Source organism: Pseudomonadota bacterium (assembly GCA_016711215.1).
In the GTDB taxonomy this organism is placed as follows: domain Bacteria; phylum Myxococcota_A; class Polyangia.
Window position 1 is genome coordinate 1074381 of the sequence record JADJTL010000001.1, and the last position, 21013, is coordinate 1095393.

At 70.9% G+C, this 21013-nt stretch carries 9 protein-coding genes; 5 read left to right on the plus strand and 4 right to left on the minus strand.

Annotation, left to right across the window (positions count from 1 at the left end):
• Window positions 1-154: 154 nt before the first annotated feature.
• From IPL40_04215 to IPL40_04225, 3 genes are all read left to right on the plus strand, one after another.
• Complete coding sequence (locus IPL40_04215; GenBank protein ID MBK8480369.1) at window positions 155-1282, plus strand: choice-of-anchor D domain-containing protein; 1128 nt, start codon at window positions 155-157, stop codon at window positions 1280-1282.
• Window positions 1252-6408 (plus strand): choice-of-anchor D domain-containing protein, encoded by a 5157-nt coding sequence (locus tag IPL40_04220; GenBank protein ID MBK8480370.1) that lies wholly within the window; start codon window positions 1252-1254, stop codon window positions 6406-6408. The genes IPL40_04215 and IPL40_04220 overlap by 31 nt, the downstream gene beginning before the upstream one ends.
• An 80-nt stretch (window positions 6409-6488) precedes the next feature.
• Window positions 6489-9014, plus strand: coding sequence for an MMPL family transporter (locus tag IPL40_04225; GenBank protein ID MBK8480371.1), 2526 nt, complete (start codon window positions 6489-6491; stop codon window positions 9012-9014).
• Window positions 9015-9047: 33 nt separating this feature from the next.
• On the opposite strand, the gene IPL40_04230 is transcribed toward IPL40_04225, so the two are convergent.
• Window positions 9048-10844: a hypothetical protein gene (locus IPL40_04230; GenBank protein MBK8480372.1), complete on the minus strand. Its 1797-nt coding sequence runs from the start codon at window positions 10842-10844 to the stop codon at window positions 9048-9050.
• Entirely contained in the window at window positions 10841-12646 is a 1806-nt protein-coding gene (locus tag IPL40_04235; GenBank protein ID MBK8480373.1) for a peptidase U62, read from the minus strand. Before IPL40_04235 ends, IPL40_04230 begins: the two co-directional genes overlap by 4 nt.
• 261 nt (window positions 12647-12907) lie before the next feature.
• Here IPL40_04235 and IPL40_04240 point away from each other — a divergent pair, with 261 nt between their 5' ends.
• The gene (locus IPL40_04240) at window positions 12908-13597 is read left to right on the plus strand and encodes a sterol desaturase family protein (GenBank protein MBK8480374.1); all 690 of its coding nucleotides are present in this window, start codon (window positions 12908-12910) and stop codon (window positions 13595-13597) included.
• 27 nt (window positions 13598-13624) lie between these two features.
• Here the strand turns inward: IPL40_04240 and IPL40_04245 are convergent, their stop codons facing one another.
• Window positions 13625-16855 (minus strand): hypothetical protein, encoded by a 3231-nt coding sequence (locus tag IPL40_04245; GenBank protein MBK8480375.1) that lies wholly within the window; start codon window positions 16853-16855, stop codon window positions 13625-13627.
• Between the two features lie 229 nt (window positions 16856-17084).
• Here IPL40_04245 and IPL40_04250 point away from each other — a divergent pair, with 229 nt between their 5' ends.
• Window positions 17085-19751 (plus strand): Hsp70 family protein, encoded by a 2667-nt coding sequence (locus IPL40_04250; protein MBK8480376.1) that lies wholly within the window; start codon window positions 17085-17087, stop codon window positions 19749-19751.
• 78 nt (window positions 19752-19829) lie between these two features.
• On the opposite strand, the gene amrS is transcribed toward IPL40_04250, so the two are convergent.
• The gene (gene amrS, locus IPL40_04255) at window positions 19830-20909 is read right to left on the minus strand and encodes an AmmeMemoRadiSam system radical SAM enzyme (GenBank protein ID MBK8480377.1); all 1080 of its coding nucleotides are present in this window, start codon (window positions 20907-20909) and stop codon (window positions 19830-19832) included.
• Window positions 20910-21013: the final 104 nt, after the last annotated feature.

Below are 21013 nucleotides of genomic sequence, written 5' to 3' on the forward strand. Positions count from 1 at the left end.
GCTGCAGTGTCAACCGCTGAATTGTCAACCGCTGAATTGGCAACCGGTGAATTGGCAACCGGTGAATGGAGCGCGATCGCTCTACTGCGCCTCAATTCGCGACGCCGCTCGTCGATGAGGGTCCTACTGTCTTATGCCGGGAGGAGTGAGCTCCATGGGTCACCGCAAGTGCATCACGTTTTTTTTCGCCGCCTTGTTGATGGCTGCTCAGCCGCTGCTTGCGGGCTGCGGCGACGGTGACCTTGTCCTGGGCGATGGCGGGACGGTCGATGGCGGACGCTCCACCAGAGATGGGGGCGGCGCGAAGGCCGATGGTGGTGCTGCGCGGGGTGATGCGTCGAGCGGCGATGGGAGGGCCGGCCCCGTCGCGCTCTTGGAGCTTGCGGGCGCGCCGGCGATCGCCTTCACCGCCGTGGTGGGGGGGGCCGCAGACGAGCAGACGATTACCATCGATAACGGCGGTGGGGCTGCGGCCACGGCGCTCGTCGGCACCGTAGGTGCTCCCTTCGTCTTCAAGGGAGGCAGCTATCCGGGCGCCGGTGGCACCTGCGGCGCGATGTTGGGCGCCGCCACGAACTGCACGGTGGTGATCGCCTTCGCTCCAGCGGCTCCCGGCGAGGTCCTCGGCACCCTCGCCTTCGACTACTGGGATGGTCAGCGTCAGCAGCGTGCGCAGCGCTCACTGGTCGGCGGTGGCCGGAGACCCGCGGTTCTCGCGATCAGCGACGGCCCGACGTTTTCGTTTGGCGCTGGGGTGATCGGGACCACGACCGAGCAGATCTTCACCGTGAACAATGCAGGGGGCAGCGAGGCGAGGGCCTTGGCCGCCGGCGCGCTCGCCGCGCCCTTCGCCTTCAAGGGAGGAAGCTTCCCGGGCGGGGGGAGCTGTGGCGCGACGCTGGCCGCCGGTGCGAGCTGCACGCTGGTGGTGGTCTATACGCCGGCCGACGCGGCGGCGCATGGAGGGACGGTCAGCCTCGCCTATGACAATGGAGCGCTGGGGCAGCAGGCGGTGCAGCCGACCACAGTGGGGTTGGCAGGGGCCGGGATCACGCCCGCGGCGCTGTCGATCTCGGAGGGCGAGCCCTATGACTTCGGACCTCAGCCGATCGGCGTCAGCGTCGACAAGACCCTGACCGTCCACAATGGCGGCGCTGCCGCGGCCGCGAGCCTATCCTCCGCGGCGCTGGGCAATGGCTTCGACTACAAGGGGGGCGTCTATCCCGGCACAGGTGGAGCTGCGCGGCGGCGTTGGACGGGCTGGCCTCGTGCACGGTCGTGATCACCTTCGCGCCCTCCGAGACCGGGGACGCTGGGGCGACGCTGACCCTGCACTATGCCAGTGGCCTCGGCAGCGAGAGCGCGACGCGCACGCTCGCCGGGCGCGGGCTCAGTCGCGCGGAGCTGGTCTTCGATGCGGGCGCCAGCTTCGATTTCGGCACGGTCGCCGTGGGGGACCTGATCGAAGAGAGCTTCGTGATTACCAATCTGGGGCAGGTCAGCGCGACCGCGATCACCCCGTCGGCGGGGCCGACGGCGGCCTTTGCCTACGCGGGAGGCAGCGCTCCGGGCAGTGGCGGAACCTGCGGACCGGTGCTCCTCCCCTTTGCCTCGTGCACGATCGTCCTCAGCTATCACCCGTCGGCCAGCGGCGAGGTCAGCTCGGCGGTGAGTCTCAGCTACCACGATGGGGTCGAAGCCAAGGCCGCAGCGCTGCAGCTGCGTGGGGCGGCGACGGCTGCGGCCTTCCTCGTGCTCTCGGATGGCCCGACCTACGACTTCGGCACCATCGCCCTGAGCAGCGCCCGGGCGCACGCCTTCACCTTGAGAAATAGCGGCGCGGTGGCGGCGACGGGGATGCTGCCCGGGTCGATCGACGCGCCCTTTGAGCTGTCCGGCGGGTACCCTGGCGTCGGGGGCGATTGCGGCACGACGCTGGCACCCGCTGCGAGCTGCACGCTGGTCGTCGCCTTCGCACCGACGGAAAACGGAGGCGCGAGCAGCACGCTGACCCTGGTCTACTACGACGGCGCGGCCACCCAGGAGGCGACGCGCGCGCTGGCTGGAAGCGGAACGACTGGCGCGGCGCTGAGCTTCGAAGCGGCGCCGACCTATGACTTTGGCCGCCAGTCCGTTGGCGCCTCCAGCGAGGTCGCGCTGACGCTAACCAATAGCGGCGCGCTGGCTACCGATGGCGCACTGGAGAGCGCGACCACCCTCTCGAAGGGCTTCGCCTTCAAGGGGGGCGCGTTCCCGGGCAGCGGTGGAACCTGCGGTCCGGCGCTCGGCGCCGGGGCGAGCTGCACCGTGGTCGTGACCTTTGCACCCGCGGGCAATGGGCCGGCAAAGGCGCGAATGGTGGTCGTCGACGGTGTCGGCGGCGATCCGAATCATGCCGAGCTGGCGCTAGAGGGCCTTGGCGTCGCGCCAGCCGCGCTGTCGATCTCCGACGGACCGTCTCACGACTTCGGCGATCGCACGGTCGGGACGAGCACGCGCAGGCAGCTTTCGATCAGCAACAAGGGCGGGGTGACGGCGACGGCCATCAGCGTCAGCGGGCTGACGGCCCCCTTCGCGGCGGTGGGGGGCAGCTGTGGTGCCACGCTCGACCCGTCCGCGAGCTGCACGATTTCTGTCGACTACCAACCTGCGGCGCCGGGTGAGCATGCCGATGCCGTCTTGCTCGACTTCAACGACGGCGCGGCCATGCAGCGCGTGACGCGCGAGCTGACAGGAAGGGCGCTTGCGCCTTCAATCTTGACCATCTCCGATGGTCCGACGCTCGAGTTCGGTGCGCGAGCCACGGGGTCGGTGAGCGAGGCGACCCTGACCGTGACGAACAGCGGCGCCTCGGCGGCCACGAGCCTGAGCGCGGCGGCCCTCGCCGGGCCCTTCAGCTTCAAGGGTGGCGCCTACCCCGGGACCGGCGGCACCTGCGCTGAGGCCCTCGCGCCGGGCAGCGGCTGCCTCCTGGTCGTCGCATTTGCACCGACCAGCGTCGGCCTGGGCAGCGCCAGCCTCGTCATCGACTACAACGATGGCGCGGCGGCCGGGCGTGCGGAGAGGGCCCTGTCTGGGACGGGTCTCTCGCCGGCGCGACTCGAGCTCGCGCCGGCGGGCGCACTGGACTTCGGCACGGTGGTGGTCGGGTCGATGCGCCTGGCGTCCTACTTTGTGCGGAACAGCGGAGGGGTGGCGGCGACGGACGTCGCGCTCTCGGGCGTGACAGGGCCCTTTAGCGCCAGCGCCACGACCTGCGCCCCGGCGCTGGCTCCGGGTGCGAGTTGCGACATCTCCGTGACCTTTGCGGCCCCGGTTGCGTTTGGTGCGGCAACGGGCGAGCTGGTGGTCGAATACGGCGATGGCGTGGCGACGCGGACCACGCGCGGTGTGCTGAAGGGCGTTGCTGCTGCGCCGGCGCTGCTGGCGCTCTCTGACGGGCCCACCTTCGACTTCGGCACGGTTGGCCTCGGCGCCGGCGCGCAGCACATCTTCACGGTGACCAATACCGGCGGCGTTTCCCCCGCGGGGTTGGCGGCGCTGAGCTTGACGGCCCCCTTTGCCTTCTCCGGCGGGGCCTTCCCCGGCGTTGGTGGGAGCTGCGGCTTCGGCCTGGCGCCGGGCGCCAGTTGCACCGTGGTGGTGACCTTCACGCCGACGGTGGCCGGCCCGGCCACGGATAACCTCGCGCTGGTCTACCACGACGGTGCGAGGGATACGGCGGCGGCGCGGGCCCTGCGTGCCGTGGCGACGCAGCAGGCTGCGCTGACGATCAGCGACTACCCGCAGGAGTACTACCAGCAGTACGGGCTGCAGCCAGACGGGGCAGTGCATGACTATGGCCGCAGCGGCGTCGGTCGCGCTGCCCAGCACGTCTTCGTCGTCACCAACACCGGGGCGGTCGCGGCTACGGCCCTGAGCGCGGCGACACTGGATTCGGGCTTCAGCTTCGCAGGCGGCGGCAGCTTCCCGGGTCAGGGCGGTAGCTGCGCGGGCACCTTGGCGGTGGGCGCGAGCTGCACGGTCGCGGTCGCCTTCAGCCCGCCGGCGGCGGAGCCTTACACCTCGCAGCTCGCGCTCGACTACCACGACGGGGTCGCGACGGTGACCGCCACGCGCGCGCTCGCCGGCGAGGGCGTCACGACCGCCGTGCTGACGCTCTCGGACTTCGAGGGACGTGTTCGGCTCGGGCCGGCGTACGACTACGGCACGCAGGGGATCGGCAGCGCGACGTCGCATGCCTTCTACCTGGAGAATCAAGGTGGCGCGCCGGCGACGGGGCTGGGCGCGCGGCTCAGCGCGGCGTTCGCGCTCCGCGGCGCTGGCTTCCCCGGAGCGGGCGGGAGCTGCGGTGCCACGCTCGCACCGGGCGAGGCCTGCGAGCTGATCGTCGACTTCGAGCCGACGGCCGAAGGCCTCCAGAGTGGAGCGCTGGCGGTCGACTATCACGATGGTGTCGAGGCGCAGGTTGCGACGCGGGCGCTGGCCGGAGCGGGCACGGCGCAGGCGCTGGTGCGTGTGGCCGAAGAGCACGGCTCTCCCTTGCCGGTGGCCTTCGACTTCGGCGTGGTGGGCGTCGGCCGACAGGTCGTGCGGCGCTTCGTGCTCTTCAACGTTGGTGCCGAGAAGGCGGAGGGCGTGTGGGCGAATCCCAGCGGCGCGGCCTTCGCCGTCCATCAGGCGGATCCGGATCCGAGCGGCGGCGGTGGATCGCCAGACGACCCCCCAGCCTGCAGTGGCGAGCTCGAGCCGCGAGCGAAGTGCAGCATCTGGGTGGCCTTCGCACCGACGGCGGACGGAACGCAGCAGGGCAGGGTCATCGCGACGTACTTTCGCGGTGGCGGGCTCATCGCGGCCTCGGATACGCGCGCGCTCATCGGCACCGGGACAACGCGAGCGGAGCTTCTCATCGTCGATTACCGCGAGCGAGAGGATGCCCACCGCGACCCGCACGACTTCGGCATCGTCGGCCTCGGGCGTACGGGCGACCGAACCTTCTACGTGAGGAATCTCGGCGCCCAGGCGGCGACCGGCCTCAGTGCCCAAGGGCCTGGCGCCCCCTTCAGCTATCCGGACGGTTACCCGGGAACGCTCGGTCCCGCGGCAGGCGCGGCTTCCTGCGGCACGACCGTGCCCGCGGGCGCGACCTGCGCGATCGTTTTGCGCTTCACCCCGAGCGCGAGTGAAGGGAGCAACGACGCGATCACCTTGGAGTACCACGATGGCGCCGAGCTCCGATCGGCGCGGCGTGAGGTCACGGGCCGGGGCACGGCACGGGCCTTCTTGCGCGTGGCGGACTACTCGGACGGATGGCCCAGCGGCAGCCGGCCCTATGACTACGGGCTGCGCGGCCAGGCGCTCGACCATACCTTCTACGTGATCAACGATGGCGCCCTCGCGGCCACGCTGAGCGACGCTGGCCTCCTCGCGGGAGCCTTCAACTGGACGGGTGGCAGCTTCCCGGGGACGGGTGGAACCTGCGGCGCCGCGACGCTCGCGGCGGGCGCGAGCTGCACGGTGGTCGTGACCTTCACGCCGAGCGGGGAGGAGGCGCAGACGGGCCGGCTCGGCCTGCGCTACGTCGATGCGGGCGGGGAGCAGCTCGCGGAGCGCGCGCTGGCCGGTACCGCCACGACCGCTCCCGTGGTCCAGCTCCATTCGTGGGCCGGGCAAGAGGAGCAGCACGGGGGCTTCGACTTCGGCCTCGCCGGGAAGCCGCGCGAACAGAGCTTCTTTGTCGCCAATCTCGGCGGCAGCAGCGCCTCGATCACGGGCGCGACGCTGACGGGTTCAGCTTTCGCCTTCAAGGGGGGCGTGTTTCCCGGGAGCGGCGGCACCTGCGCGCTCAACGGCAGCGTCGCTGCGGGCGCGCGCTGCGAGGTCGTCGTCACCTTCGACCCGCGCTTTCGGGACAGCGGCGTCACCACCGGCCTGCTCGAGGTCGCGTGGACGCCGGCGGCAGGGACGGGGCCGGGGGGGCTGTCCAGGCTCGCGCTGGCAGGGCTGGTTACCGGTCGGCCAGCGATCGTGGTCAGGGCCTTCCCCGGGGAGTCTGACCTCGCTCGGCCGATCGACCTCGGGGCGGTCGCGGCCGCGCCCGATGGCAGCTCGACGCGTACCCAGACGCTCTACGTCGCCAACCTCGGCGCCACCGACCTCGACGACCTTGCACCGGTAGCGACGGCGCCGGCCGGTCCGGCCATTCGCTACCTCGGCGGCGCCTTCCCCGGAACCGGAGGGAGCTGCAGCGCGGCCTTGCCCGCGAGCTCGACGGATCATTGCACGATCGTGCTCGAGCTCGCGCCGCTTGCCGCTGCGGTGATCAGCGACGCGATTACGCTCGGCGGCACCGATCTGGGCGGCGGCGCGATCTCCTTCACGCGGAGTCTCGTGGGGCGCGGTCTCTAAGCTGGCAGGCCGTCGCGGCGGGGCACCCCCCGGGCTGCAGCTTGACCGCGAGCGGGCCCGCTGGCAGCGTAGCGCCCGCAATGACAACAGAACCATCTACCAGCGATCCGGGCGCTGCGGCCTCCGGTTCGAGCCCTTCGAGCTCTCCCGACCCGAGCGACGCGCGCGGCAGCACCCGGCTCGCCGATGCGATCGTGCGTCACCATCGCGCGATTCTAATCGGGGCGTTACTCGTCACCGCCCTCGGTGTCTGGCGAGTCAGCCGCCTGCAGTTGCGCTCCGACCTCGCCGAGCTGCTCCCCGCACGCGATCCGGCCGTGGTCGTGCTGCACGAGATGGATCGTCGAATCGCGGCGCTGGCGACCCTGATCGTCGGCATCGAGAGCCCTTCGCCAGCGGCGAACGAACGCTTCGTCGGCGTGCTCGTGCAGCGCCTGCGCGCACGGCGCTCGGCCGACATCGTCGCGATTCAGGCCGGCGTGCAGGATGAGCAGCGCTTCTTCAGCGAGCACCGTTGGCTCTATGCGGAGCTCGAGCAGCTCGAGGATGCCCACGATCGCCTCGAGCGCTCGATCGCCAAGCGCAAGAACCCGCTCTTCGTCGACCTCGATGATCAAGGCGGCGACGAAGCGCCGCTGAGCGAGCAGGCCAAGAAGCTCGAGCAACGCTCGCGCGAGCGCTTCGCCAAGTTCCCCGGTGGATACTTCGCGACGCGGGACCGCCAGACCTACGCGGTGGTCATCTCGGTGCGCGGCTCCGTCTTTGGTGGTGGGGCAGGCGAGCGGGTCGTGCGGCTGGTGCGCGAGACGACCGCGGCGCTGCAGCCCGCGCGCTTTCACGCGGCGCTGAACGTCGAGCTGACCGGGGGGGTGATTTCAGCGCTGGCCGAGCGCCATGCGCTAGAGAAGGACCTCGTCTGGGCAACGACGGTAAGCGTGGTGCTGATCTTCCTGGCGATCGTCTTATTCTACGGGCGCCTCGCGGCCGTGCCGCTCTCGACGGTGCCCGCCTTGATCGGCGTGATCCTCGCGCTGGCCTTCGCCCAGCTGGTCTTCGGCTATCTCAACTCGTCGACGGCCTTCATGGGCTCGATCATCGTCGGCAACGGCGTCAACTACGCGCTGATCCAGCTCGCGCGCTACGAGGAGGAGCGGCGCTTCGGCCGCAGCGTCCGCGACGCGATCGCGATCGCGCTGCGCACGACCACGCGGGCCACGGCGACGGCCTCGCTCGGGGCGGCGGTGGCCTACGGTTCGCTGGCGATGACCAGCTTCCGCGGCTTCAATCAGTTCGGCTACATCGGCGGCGTCGGGATGGTGCTCTCGTGGGTCGCCACGGTGCTGGTGCTGCCGGCGCTATGGGTGCTGACCGATCGGCGGCAGGGGGAGGCGACGCGACCGCGCGTGCGTGGCTTCCGCGTCGGCGCGCCACTCGCGCGCTTCAGCGTCGCGCATCCACGGCTGCTGCTGGCCTTCGGCGCGGCGCTGACGCTCGCCGCGGTGATCGCGCTGCCGGGCTATGCACGCGATCCCTTCGAGTACGACTTCCGCAAGCTCCGCAACCAGGTCTCGCGCGATTCGCCGGCCGAGCGTCTCAACCTGCGCCTGGGCCCGGTCTTCGGGCGCTCGCTCTCGCATAACTTCATCGTCGCCGACGACCCGTCCCAGGTGGAGGAGATCCGCGACAAGCTGCGGGCCAAGGATCGGGGGATCGGCGCGCTGGGCGCGGTGCGCACGATCAACGATTTCCTGCCGGGGGCACCCGAGCTGCAGCGGCGCAAGCTCGCCCTGCTCGGCGATATCCGCGGGATGATCGATCGCAACCTGCGCCTGCTCGACGAGGGCGAACGAGCCGACGCGCTACGCCTGCGACCGCCCGAGCGGCTGCGCGTGCTGCGACCCGCGGACCTGCCCTATGGGCTGCGGCGCGCCTTTACGGAGGTCGACGGCACGATCGGCCGGCCGGTGCTCTACTACGCGCGCGAGAACGTCACGGTCTGGGACGGGCGCTATCAGATGAGGCTGGCCGAGGTCGTGCAAAGCGTGCGGCTCGCGGACGGGCAGTTGATTCGCTCGTCTGGATCGGCGGTGATCTTCGCGGCGATGCTGCGCGCGATCGTCAATGACGGGCCGCTCGTCACCGCGGCTTCGCTGCTCGGCGTGGTGCTCTTGGTGGTGATGTTGACCTGGCGCCGGGGCGGCTCGCTGTTGATCCTGCTGACGCTCTTCGCCGGCGTGCTGTGGATGGTCGGCGCTGCGGCCGCGGCCGACGTGCGCGTGAACTTCCTGAACTTCATCGCGCTGCCGATCACCTTCGGCATCGGCGTCGACTATGCCGTCAATCTCTACCTGCGCTATCAGTTCGAGGGGCGTGGGCGGGTACGCGAGGCGGTGGAGGCCACGGGAGCGGCAGTCGCGCTTTGCTCCCTGACGACGATCATCGGCTACGGGGCGCTCCTGGTCGCCGACAACCAGGCACTGCGATCCTTCGGCGCGATGGCGATCCTCGGCGAGTTCGCCTGCTTCGCCGCCGCGCTGCTGCTGCTGCCCGCGGCCCTGGTGATGCTCGAGCGGCGCCGCGCGCGCGCGGAGAGCGGCGCGGCCTGATCGCCCAGCAGCGAGCGTTGGCAGCCCGTTGAGTTAGCGCTCCGGGCGTGGGAGCAGGCTGGCCGGCGCCGGTCGCGGCGGGCGGCGCTTCAGGTCGAGCTCGGCGAAGAGCAGCGCGGGCGTCACCACGGAGGAACTGCTGCGCAGCGGGCCCGCGCGCTGGTCGGCGAAGCTCGGCGCCACCGCGTGGTCGATGGCCGGGGTGGAGCCCGTGGCGATCAGGCGCTTGAAGGCGCTGAGGGGAATGGGCGCCAGCCCGATCCCGCGCAGTGGGGTTTCTCTCCCGTCCCGACCGACCGCGACCACGACCAAGGGCAGCAGCGCGGCAGTCTGCGTCGAACGCATCAGCTCCTGGAAGGGACCGGTGCCGCGATCGTCGAGCAAGCGCACGATCAGGCCGTAGGGCTCGCCGGCGCGCTGGGCGAGCGTCACCAGGCGGCGCACGAGGGCGGCGTGGCTCAGGCCGCCGCGGCCGCTGACGAGCAGATTGGCGGGGCGAGCGGCCGCAGGCCCGAGCAGCGTGAAGCGGCCGTGACCATTCGAGCCCCGCTCGCCGCGCCGAGGCGCGAGCGACATCAGCAGCCCCTGTAGCTTCCCACGGGTCACCAGTGTCACCCGTCGTGGTGAGATGCCCTCATCGTCGGCGGCGTAGCTGCCGAGGAGGGGCTGACCGCGAAAACGCAGCAGCGTCGGGTCGTCGACGATGTCGAGGCGCTCGTCGACCACGAGGCGCCCGCGTTTGTCCTCGAAGGCGCTGGCGCTGCTCAGCTCAGCGGGTAGGCCGAGGGGCGCGGGTGTTCCCGTCAGCTGGGCCGCCAGTAGTGTCCGTACGAGCTGAGCCGCCGCGCGCCCCTCGAAGAGCACGGGGCCGCTGTAGTCACGGCCGAAGTCTGCCGTGCGTCGCCGAACGAGCTCCTCCAGCGCTCCGCGCCAGGCGGTCTCGAGCACGCTGTCCGGCGGCAGCGTGGCGAGGGTGGGTGCCGCCTCACGCCAGTGCTGGGTCAGGGCGGGGCCGTCAGGCGGTCGCGTCGAGGCGGTGGCGTCGAGGGTAACGACCGACTGTAGGTCCCGCACCAGGTTCCCACTGCTGGCGAGGAAGGTGCGCGTGGTGCTACTGGTCCAGAGGCGGACGGCGCTCTCGTCGATCGCCGGGAACTCCCAGCAGCGCGCGCCCAGCCGGCGGACGAGCGCCAGGCCCTGCTCCGGCGATCCCGCTTTCGCCGGATCCGCCGCGGCGGATCCGGCCTTCGCGGAGCCCGCGCTGCCAGCAAGCGGCGTTGCTCCCATCGCGGACGCCGCCACGATGCGCGTCGGGGCGGGCAAGACGAAGTCATCGGGGTGGTCGCTTTCACGCGGCGCGCGCGCCACCGCCGCCCGCTGCGCCTCCAGCGCCTCGGTGGCCCGCTTGTAGGCGCCATCGGTGGCCAGCCAAAGCTGGCGCCGCAGCGTCGCGTAGTTGTCGTCAAGAGTCAGCGCGATCGGCCCGAGCGCTTCCGTCGCCCCGCCGGCAATGCCCGTGTTGTCGAGGCGTGGGCTGCCCGTGCGCAGGCTGATCGTGAGCAGGCGCTGACGTCCCTCAGCGTCGCGCACGATTCCCCCGAACTCGCCGGCGACCTCGCGCCAGCGCACGTCGCGCACCGTATAGGCGACGTAATAGGGCTGCGACATGCCGGGGAGCTGCAGCGTGCGGCTGCGCGCCAGCTCGTCGCGCAGCGCGCGGACGAGGGGCTCCTCGTCGAGGCTCGTGGCGTCGGCCTGTCCCCTCGCCGGCTGGAGGGCGAAGAGCGACGCCAGCACGATCACCTGCGCCGGCGAGAACCGGAGGCTCATGGCGTCACCGTCGGGGTGGCGGGCGGGGGTGGCAGCACGGGGGCGCTCTGGCGTCCGTTCGGAGCGCGAGCGAGCTCGATTCGTGCCAGCAGCACGCTCGGGCTGGCGATCGATGCGGGTACCAGTCCCGACTCGGCGCCGCAGTATCCGTTGAAGATCGCGACATCGTCGCCGGCCGCCAGGATCTGCGACAGCGCGGTGAGCGGCGTGCCCTCGATGTCGGCGCCGCGCACGAGCTCCTCACGGCCATCGGCGTAGACGCGATAGACCAGGACGGGCTTGACCTTGAAGGCCTGCGGGAGCTGGCGTCCAGTGGTTGTGAAGCCCCCGCTGACGGCGGCCAGACGCAGTCCGTAGGGCTTGCCCTGGCGTTTGATCTCCGCCAGCAGCAGCGCGCGCAAGGCCGCGCGCGAGACCGTGGCGCGGGGTTGGACGACGAGGGTCCCTTGGCGGGCCACCACGGGATGGCCTTCCTCGCGCCGGCCGTGGCCGTTCGAGCGCGGGAAGCCGGCGATCGGCGTGCGCGAGAGCAGGAAGCCCCGCAGCACACCGGCCTGCACCAGGTCGACGCGTTGGGGCAAGACGCCCTCGTCATCCACGCGGTAGTGCCCCGCCAGCGGCACCCCGTTGATCGTGCGCAGCGTCGGGTCGTCGTAGATGTCGATGAAGGCGGGCATCACCTGCCGGCCGATCTGCTTGGTGAAGGTCTGCCCCTCCGCATCGCCGCGCTGGCGGTGGCCCTCGACCCGGTGACCGAAGACCTCGTGAAAGAGCACGGCCGCGGCGCGGCCCTCGAGCAGCGCCGGACCGCTGTAGGGCTCGGCGAGCGGGGCGCGCTGCAAGGCCGCGAGGTCGGAGGTGAGGCCCCGCGCCAGCCGCTCGACCTCGGTCTCGGGCGGGAGCTCTTCGGGCGTCTCCACGAGCACGCTCTCCTCGAGCGCCAGTGTCATGCCGTCGGCGGCCCGCGCGAGGCCGGCGATGCGGAGCTGGGCGAAGCGTCGGCTGGTCTGCGCTAGGGTGCCCTCGCTGTTGGCGAGGTAGCGGGTCACCTCTCGGATCTGCAACGAGACGCGGCTGTCGAGCAGTCCGGGTGCTCGCGCGAGGCGCGCTGAATAGTCCCGGAGCCGGCGTTCCCAAGGCTCGGTGTCGAGCTTTGAGACGGGAACCGGCTCGAGGTGGCGCGTCGGTGACTCGCGCGAGAGATCGTCCGATCCGTCTTCGGCGCCCGCGCGCACCGCCTGCGCGCCGCGCGCGCGCGCGAAGGCCTCTTGAGCCTGGTGGTAGGCGCGATCGGTGGCCCACCAGATCGTGGGGCGCAGCAGGGCCGGGTCGTCGTCGAGCGGCAAGACCCAAAGCCCTGCCAATCGCCGAGGCCTCCCGTCGTGGGTATTGTCGAGGCGATGGTCACCGACCCGCAGCTCGACATCGAGGGCCCGCTGCGCGCTCAGCTCACGCTGCAGCAGCGCGCCCCGCGTGGCCGCAAGCTCGAGCTCGCGGCGATCGGTGATCTGGTAGGCGAGGAAGTAGGGCCGTGGCGCAGGCAGCGCGGCGAAGCGCCGTTGGTAACGCGCCAGCTCTTGTTGTAGCGCGCGCGTGGGCGCCGCCGGTTCAGCAGGGGGTAGGGTCGGGCCGCGGGTCACGCTGAGCCGCAGCGCCGTTGATCCGGCGGGGCCGCGCTGCAGGCGCGGGGCCGCGCTGCGCAGGCTGCAGGCGAGCCCGCTGACCAACAGGCCGACGAGCAGGAGGGTGCTTCGCAGGAGGGTGCTTCGCGGCAGGGATCGGATCATCACGCCGCGCAGCATGCTACGCGCTCGCAGGCCTGTCGAGGGCCTGTGAGGCCCTGTCGCGGGCCTGCCGAAGGCCTGCCGAGGGGCCTGCCGCCGAGCCCTCGTGGCCGAGCGCGGCGTTGCGGTTGCAATGCGCGCGGTTCGGCATTATTCACACTTCAGCGCGGCCTAGGGTTCGGGGCGGTTCCGAGCGCGCGGCCGCAGGACCGAGGCTCGGCTGGCGATCGCGAGGACGCCGCGGGCGGCGCCGCGTAAGCGCAGGGGAGGCAGGGCGAGATGACACTGATCGTGATGTTGGTGACGGTCCTGGCGCTTTCAGGGCTGGCGATGCACGGCCTGACCCGACGCTACCTATCCCCAGCGGGCCAGGAGCAGCATCTGCGCGAGAGCAAGAGCCGGCCCATCAGCGAGGCGCAGTTCCAGCGCTACGCGCGCATCAACTCCGTCCTCTCGTTAGCTTTGGTCTTTGGCCCCGCTTGGGCGCTGCACGGCGTCGTGCTGCACAGCGGGCCGGTTTCGCCGCTGCGCGTGGTCGTCGAGGGCTTGGTCGTACTGCTCGTCTATGACTTCGGCTACTACTTCGTGCACCGCTATCCCTTCCACCAGTGGCGCCTGCTGCGCAGCGTGCACGCCGTGCACCACACGATCAAGAACCCGAACGCGAGGGATAGCCTCTATCAGCACCCGCTCGAGAACTTCCTCGGGTTGACCCTCTTCTGGCTGACCTTCGCGCTCGTCGCGGTGGTCGGCGGCAAGATCAGCGTCTACTCCTTCGGCTGGACCTTCCTCGTCTACTCGCTGATCAACGTCCTGAACCACGCCGGGCTGCGCTTCAAGACCTTCCCGCTGACGGCGCTGAATTACCTCGGCATGCGCCACTACAAGCATCACACCAGCATGAAGTCGAAGAACTACGGCTCGCTGGTGCCCTTCTACGACTGGATTTTTCGCACCGAAGAGGCGTGAGTCCGCGGTCGGCGCCCGCCCGCGCGGCTAGTGGACGACCGCCGTCGTCGGGGCTGCCGTCGCGCCGGAGGCGACCCGGCCGAGGTCCACATAGGCGTGGTCGTTCATCACGACGAAGGGGCGCGTGTCGAAGCGCAGCTTGCCCTGGCCATCGTGGCTGATGACCTCGAGGCGGCCCATGCCGTAGCCCATCGGCCCGCGGCTGTAGTAGTGGGCTGAGAGGCGATAGGGAAACGCGGGCGCGGCGCCGCGAATCGTGAAGCACTCGGGGCCGTAACCAGTGGTCACATCGGCGTAGAGCTCGCCCCCCGAGGTGAGGCGCCGCTGACCGTAGTAGGCATGGCCGCCGCGAGCATCGCGGATGTGGAAGTCGACGTCGTTGGCGTCCGTCTCCCAGGTCAAGACGAAGCGTAGCGAGGGCGCTGCCTCCAGTCGGCCCGTGTTGCGCTGCAGGCGATCGCGGATCGCGCTGGCCTCAGTCGGGCGCTGACGGGTCCAGGCAGCCGCGGCGAGACCCAGATCCTCGCGCAGGATTACGTCGGAGCCTGCGAAGCGGCCGGCGGGGAAGCGGACGCCTAGCGCCTGCTCGATCACCTCGAAGGCCTTCTTGGCGTGGCCTCGCTTGAGCAGCGCCATCGCGTAGAGATGGTGGCTCGACGGATGATCGGGCCGGTCGGCCAAGGCCTTCTGCAGGCTGTCCGTGGCGAGCTCGAGGGCCTCCCGCGTGCCCAGCGCCTCGAGCTCGCCGGCGACGAAGCGCCGCAGGTCCGCTCGCGAGGGAAAGAGGTCGATGATCGACCCGAGGACGCGCGCCGCTTCTTCGCGCCGGCCGCTGGCCGTCAACGCGCGCGCCAGGGCGACGATCGCGAGCAGCTCACCGGGCTCACGTTGGCGCCAGGCGAGCGCACGCCGCAGAGCGACGTCGCGTTGGCGGGCGGCGATGAGTCGCACGATTTCCGCGAGCTCACCGGTCAACGCTGGTGGCCCCTGATCCTTCTTGGCCGCAATGGCGACGACCGTGCCGCGTGCGCGACGGGCGCTTGAGGTCGGTGCCAACACCGTGTTGGCTCGGCGACTCCCGGCGGCCACGCTTTCGCTTGCGCTGGAGTCCTCGTCGCGCGCCCCCAGGGAGGGGGTCGGGCGTGGCGCCGAGCGTGCCGGCGAGGCAGCCGGCGCGGCGACCTCGCGCTCCAGCAGCCGGGCAGCCGGCGCTGGCCTCGCCGCCCCTTGCGCCGTCGCGCCGACCACTGCCTGTTGTCTGTTGCCGTCGCTGCCTTCGCGCCGCTGATCGCCTGGCGGGGCGTTGTCGACCTGTGGCGCCGCTTGCCCGCGGGGCGGAGGCGCGGCGTTCGTGCTGAGGTCATCGCGCTGGTCGCGCTCGGCGGCTCGCTCGCCGCCCTTTGCTCGCTCGGCGCGAGCTGGCGGCAGCGCCGCGGCCCTGCGGGCAAGCACCTCGAGGCCGTTAAGCCCGACCGTCAAGATGTCGGTCAGCGCACGTCGGTCGATGTTGAAGCGTGCGTAGTCGGCCTCGCTTTCCAGCACCAACAGGGCGGTGTAGTCGCAGAGCACGCGGAAGCGCGTCGAGAGCGCGATCATCTGCTGCTGCAGCGCGGCGCGCAGATCGGTGTCGCCGGCGGCGAGCGTGTCGCGCTGGTGCGCCAGGCGCGCGAGGCGCGCCTTGACCCAGGCGCGCTCGAGCAAGGGCCCTTCGGCGGCGACGAGGTCGCTACCCTTGGCCTCGGCAGCGACCGTCACGCCGTCGACGGCGATCCGCAAGGGTTGTCCGGCCGGCAGGTCGGCGTAGACGAGGACGTCGTCGCCGGGCTGTACGCCGTCGATAGTCGTCGGCCAGCTCCAGCGGGCCCCCGGCACCTCCACCTTGAGGCCCGAACGGGCGGCGAGCCCGAGGCGCGCGGCAGCCTCCGCGGCACTCGTCTCCGTGCGCAGCACAATGCCGGCACGGGGCAGGCCGGCCGTCGCGAGCGCTGCGAGGCGGGCATCGTCGCGGATGCCCCCGCTGGCCAACACGTCGAGGCGCTTGATCCCGACCGCCGCGAGCGCCTTCGTCCGCGCGCGCAGGGTATCGCCCTCGAGGTTGCCGGCTGTGACGACGCCGTCGCCGACGATGAGTAGGCGCTCGGCCTTGATCAGCGCGTGACTCCGCCCGAGCGCGGCAAGCCGCGTCAGCGCGTGACCGAGATCCGAGGCCCCTTCGGCGCGACGCGCGAGGAGCTGGCTAGCGGCGGAGGGCCAACCACTCGCCTTGCCGCGAAAGAGCGGCCTGATCTCCTGATCGAAGGCCAAGACCTGCAGCTCGAAGTTTCCGCGCGCACGGAGGGCCTCCAGCACGGCGCCGAGGCGCTCGATCTCGGTGGCGAAGCCGAGTGCGCGCGAGGCACTGCTGTCGAAGAGGACGACCAGCGCGCCGATCGGGTCGCTGCCCGAGCCGCCCGAGAGCGGGGTGACGCGGGCGACGAGTTGGTCGCCGTGGCGTAGCCCCAGGCGAGCGTCCGCGCCGCGCTGGGCGACGACGAGGTCGGTGTCGGGCCGCCAGTTTCGCTTCTGCACCTCGACCACCTGCTGCTCGACGACCGCGCCGCCGAGCGACGAGGCCGGGCCCGCCGCCTGCCCGCGGCGCGCGACCAGCACGCGGATGTCGACGTGCGCGATCGCCGGTAGGCCGATCAAGGGCAGACGGTAGGGGTCCTGGCGGCGCACGAGCTCTTGCGAGTAGGAGACGATCAGCTCCTTCTCTCCGCGCGCCGGGATCGGGAAGATACGGGCGGCGAACTCGTTGCCGCCCTCGTTCTCCAGCAGCGCGGGGTCTTGGCGGCGGTGAAGGAAGTCCTCGTAGGCCACGCGCGCGGCCTGGCGCTCGACAACCTCGCCCTCCTGCCAGGCGCCGCCGATCTTCATCGCGAAGCGGCTGATCGCCGCGCTGCTGGGCAGCGCGATGCGAAAGCGACCCTCGAGGACGCGGTCCTGAGGGTTGCGAAAGATCAGCCGCAGCTCAGTGAAGGCGAGCGGGTCCTCGACCTGAGCGCGCACAGCGTAGGAGACCAGCTCGAGGCCGGTGCCGTCGCTGGCGGTCAAGCCGAGCGGTGGGGCGACGTCCTGCGCGATGATGGCCGCGGCGCGGGCCGCGGGCAGGGGAAGGGGTCGGTCGCCCGCGAGCACGAGCAGCGCAAAAGCAAGCGCAGAGAGAGGGCGAAATAGCCTGCTGGCGTGGTCGGGGTAGCGTAGCTTTGCTCTTCGCATCAGTCCTCTCCCGCGTTGCGGTTGCTCAGTTGGCTGCTCAGTTGAGGTTGCTCAGTCGCTCAGTCGTCGTTCGGGTTGCTCGGGGCCGTCGTCCGCGGGCTCGGGCTTCAACGCACGGCCGGCGCGACCGGATCTAAATCGTCACGTGGCGTCAAAGGTCCCCCATCGTACCGCTGCGGCCGAGGCGAAAGGGAGCCGGATTTCCGATTTTCGGTTAGAGTTTTTCCCTATGCTGATTCCAGGCGAGCTACCGGCCGGGCATGTCGTGGCCGCGAAGTATCGCGTCAAGCGCCCGATCGGTGCTGGTGGGATGGGCGCGGTCTACGAGGCCGAGAACATCTGGACCGAGCGTCGGGTGGCGCTCAAGCTCCTGCGGCCGGACATGGCCGACAACGCGGAGGTCCTCGACCGTTTCGTGCAGGAGGGGCGCAGCGCGACGATGATCGCGCATCCGAACGTCGTGGAGGTGCTAGACATGGGTCGCGACGCCGATGGCGCGATCTACATGGTCCAGGAGTACTTGCAGGGCAGCCGCCTCGATGCGCTGCGGCTGAAGCGCGGGCGGCTGCCGGTGCGCGACGCACTCGACCTGATCGTCCCGGTGATGGGCGGCTTGGTGGCTGCGCATCAGCGGGGCATCGTCCACCGCGACGTCAAACCCGAGAACATCATCATCACCCAGAGCGCGCGCGGGCGGCTGACGCCGAAGCTGATCGACTTTGGAGTGGCCAAGTTGATCGGTCACCTGCGCGCCCACCAAACGCAGCCTGGCATGGTGATGGGTACGCCCTACTACATGGCGCCTGAGCAGCTCAGCGCCTCGGGTGAGGCCGATCACCGGGTCGATATCTGGGCGATCGCCGTCGTGCTCTACGAGCTCCTGGCGGGTCGCCGCCCCGTTGACGCCGTGGGTCTGCCAGCGATCTGGGCGGCAGTCGTCAAGGGCACACCGCCGCCCTTGCAGGACCTCGCGCCGGAGACACCGCCGGCGCTGGCGGCCGCCGTTCATCGTGCGCTGGCCAAGGTGCCGGCGGACCGCTTCTCGTCGATGGAGGCCTTTGTCGACGGCCTGTTGGGCTGTGCGGGGTTGGAGCCGATCGCGGCCTGGGTGCTCGAGCGCCACCCCGAGGCGCTGCCCTATCGGCGGCGGCATCACCGCTTCGACGTGCATTGGCACTGCGAGCTCTCGTGCCCGCAGTGGAAGGTCGCGCTGCAATTGGTCTCGGCGAATTTCAGCGCGGGGGGGCTCTTCCTCGCCAGCAGCAATCCGCCTGCCCTTGGCACGGCAGCCGAGATTGGACTGACGCTGCCGGACGGCTCGCACGTGCGCTTGCGCGGCAGGGTGCTGCGTATCGTGGGCGTGGATGCCGCAGTCAGCGGCGGTACGGCAGGGTTCGCGCTGCGCTTCGATGAAGAGCACGCCACCGAGCTGGCCGTGCTCGAGCAGATCGCCGCCGCGCACGAGGCGCCCGGCTATCAGGCGCTGCCGGCGCATGGGCCACCGCCGCCTCCCGCCGAGGTCGTTGGGGGGCCCCCTCCGGCGCCGACCGCCGGCGCGCCGAGGAGTTCCGCGCCCACCGCAGCGCGGGTTCCGCAGGCCGGCGGCGCGCGATTGCCGCCGTCGGCGGATACCATGCCGGGCCCGACGAAGCCGGCCTCCGGGGCAGCGGCCGACCGTGGCCCTACGCGGCCGCGCGTCAGTGCGGCGCCGCGCGAGCCGCTCGCCGAAGCGGTCGGGATCGACTTCGGCACCAGCTACAGCAGCGTCTCGATCGCGCTCGGGGACAAGGTCTACGTCATCCCTGATGGCAAGGAGCGCACGCTGCACCCGTCGCTGGTGGCCTATCCCGCGCGGGGCCAGCCGATCGTCGGGTGGGACGCCCGCCAGCAGCAGGTCGCGCATCCTGAGCGGACGGTAGCGTCGGTCAAGCGTCTGCTGGGTCGCAGCATCAACGATCCGGCCCTCCAAGGGTTTCTGCGCGGGTTGGCCTTTCCTGCCGTAGCGGGGCCGAACGAGAGCGTGGTGCTCAGGGTTGGCGAGGCCGAGCTCGCGCCGGTGCAGGTCGCGGCCGAGATCATCGAGTTCCTGCGCCGCACGGCCGAGGCCCGAACGGGTCGCGCCCTGCGCCAGGCGGTGCTCTCAGTGCCCTTGACCTTCAGCGAGGTGCAGCGGCAGGCGATCAAGCGCGCGGCGACGATGGCGGGCGTCGAGGTGTTGGAGCTGATCGGTGAGCCCATCGCGGCGGTGCTCGCCTATGGCTTCGGTCAGGGCAAGCAGGAGACGGTCGCCGTCTATGATTTTGGCGGCGGGACCTTCGATTTCTCGGTGGCAGTGTTGCACGGCAACCGACATCGGGTGCTGGCCAGCGGCGGCGATCCCTGGCTCGGCGGTGACGATTTCGATTTGGCGCTGGCCCAGGGGGCGGCCAACCGCTTCTGGCGCGAGAGCAAGGTGGACCTGCGTCAGCGCGCCGTGGAATGGCAGCGCCTGCTCTTCGCCAGCGAGCACGCCAAGCGCATGCTCTCGACCCAGGAGCAGACCGAGTTGGTCTTGGCCCAGGCCATCGCGCATCCGCAGCCCCGCGATCTGCGCTGGTCGCTGACGCGCAAGGAGCTAGAGGAGCTCTGCGCGGACGCCGTGGCGCAGTCGCTGGAGGTCTGCCGGCGGACGCTGGCGTCGATCAAGCTCGCGCCGGAGAAGATCGACCGCGTCGTGATCACCGGCGGTACCGCGCGCATACCCTTCGTGCAGCGTGAGCTCTCGCGCTTCTTCGGCCGCCCGCTCGCCGTGATCATCGACCCGGAGCTGTCGGTGTGTGTCGGCGCCGGCCTCCGTGCGGCGGTGCTCACGCGCCACCGAGTCAAGCAGGGCGCGCATCGTTCGACTGCGAGCTAGAGGCCGCGCGACCCGCGCTGAGCGCCATGCGCTCAGGTCTGGCGGTCGTTTCGCACTCGGTTGAGCTCTTGCGGAAGCTCAGCGGGTTGTCAGGCGCACTGGCTGACGCCGCCGGTCCCAATGACCGGGCGGGCCGTCGAAGCGGCCGCTGAGCACGCGCCCGCAGGCGGTGCAGGCCCCCGCGTCGCTGAGGGCGTAGCGCCCCAGCGCATACCCGTCGCGCTCAATGAGCAGCGCCTTACAACCTGCACAGCGCGTGCTCTGGCCGGCGCGGTCCCGCACATTGCCGGTATAGACGTGCTTGAGACCGGCCGAGAGCGCCTGCTGCCGCGCCCGCGCCAGGGTCGCCGGGGGGGTCGGGGGCGCATCGCGAAGGGCGAAGTCGGGATGAAACGCGGTCAGGTGTAAGGGCACCTCGGGGCCGAGCGCCTCGGCGAACCAGGCGCAGAGGCGCGCGACCTCGTCCTCGCTGTCGTTCTCGCCTGGAATGAGCAGCGTCGTCACCTCGAGCCAGACCGGCGTCTCGCGGTGTAGCCAGGCCAGCGTGTCGAGGACCGGACTCAGCTCGGCGAAGCAGAGCCGGCGGTAGAAGTGCCGGCTGAAGGCCTTGAGGTCGACATTGGCCGCGTCGATCGGCTCGAAGAACGCACCGCGGGCCGCTGCCGTGATGTACCCCGCCGTGACCGCAACCGTCTTGACGCCAAGGGCCCGGCAGGCCCACGCCGTGTCGATCGCGTACTCCGCGAAGATCACCGGGTCGTTGTAGGTGAAGGCAACGCTCTTGCAGCCGAGCCGGACGGCGGCCTGGGCGATCGTCTCGGGCGCGGCTTCTTCGCTCAAGATTGCGGTCTCGCGGGCCTTGGAGATGCTCCAGTTCTGGCAGAAGCGGCAGCCGAGGTTGCAGCCCGCCGTGCCGAACGAGAGCACGCTGCTGCCCGGAAAGAAGTGATTCAGCGGCTTCTTCTCGATCGGGTCGATGCAGAAGCCGGTGCTGCGCCCGTAGGTCGTCAGCACCAGCGCTCCGCCGACGTTTTGCCGCACGAAGCAGAACGCGCGCTGCCCGTCCCGGAGGCGGCAGCCCCGCGGGCAAAGCGTGCAAGCCACGCGATCACCCTCGCGGTGCCACCAACGACCGACGTAGGGCGTCCGGTTCGGCATCGGGAGCAGTCTACCGCTGTTGGGCCCGGCAGGCAGGGGCAGGCCGATTGCGGAGGCGGCGGGCAGTGAATTACCCAGAAAAAGCGCCATGTGTGTAAGCGGTA

Excerpts from the sequence above, each read along its gene's own strand:
- IPL40_04215 (MBK8480369.1), top strand. The coding sequence starts at position 155 with ATGGGTCACCGCAAGTGCATCACGTTTTTTTTCGCCGCCTTGTTGATG.
- IPL40_04225 (MBK8480371.1), top strand. The coding sequence starts at position 6,489 with ATGACAACAGAACCATCTACCAGCGATCCGGGCGCTGCGGCCTCCGGT.
- IPL40_04230 (MBK8480372.1), bottom strand. The coding sequence starts at position 10,844 with ATGAGCCTCCGGTTCTCGCCGGCGCAGGTGATCGTGCTGGCGTCGCTC.
- IPL40_04235 (MBK8480373.1), bottom strand. The coding sequence starts at position 12,646 with ATGCTGCGCGGCGTGATGATCCGATCCCTGCCGCGAAGCACCCTCCTG.
- IPL40_04240 (MBK8480374.1), top strand. The coding sequence starts at position 12,908 with ATGACACTGATCGTGATGTTGGTGACGGTCCTGGCGCTTTCAGGGCTG.
- IPL40_04245 (MBK8480375.1), bottom strand. The coding sequence starts at position 16,855 with ATGCGAAGAGCAAAGCTACGCTACCCCGACCACGCCAGCAGGCTATTT.
- IPL40_04250 (MBK8480376.1), top strand. The coding sequence starts at position 17,085 with ATGCTGATTCCAGGCGAGCTACCGGCCGGGCATGTCGTGGCCGCGAAG.
- amrS (MBK8480377.1), bottom strand. The coding sequence starts at position 20,909 with ATGCCGAACCGGACGCCCTACGTCGGTCGTTGGTGGCACCGCGAGGGT.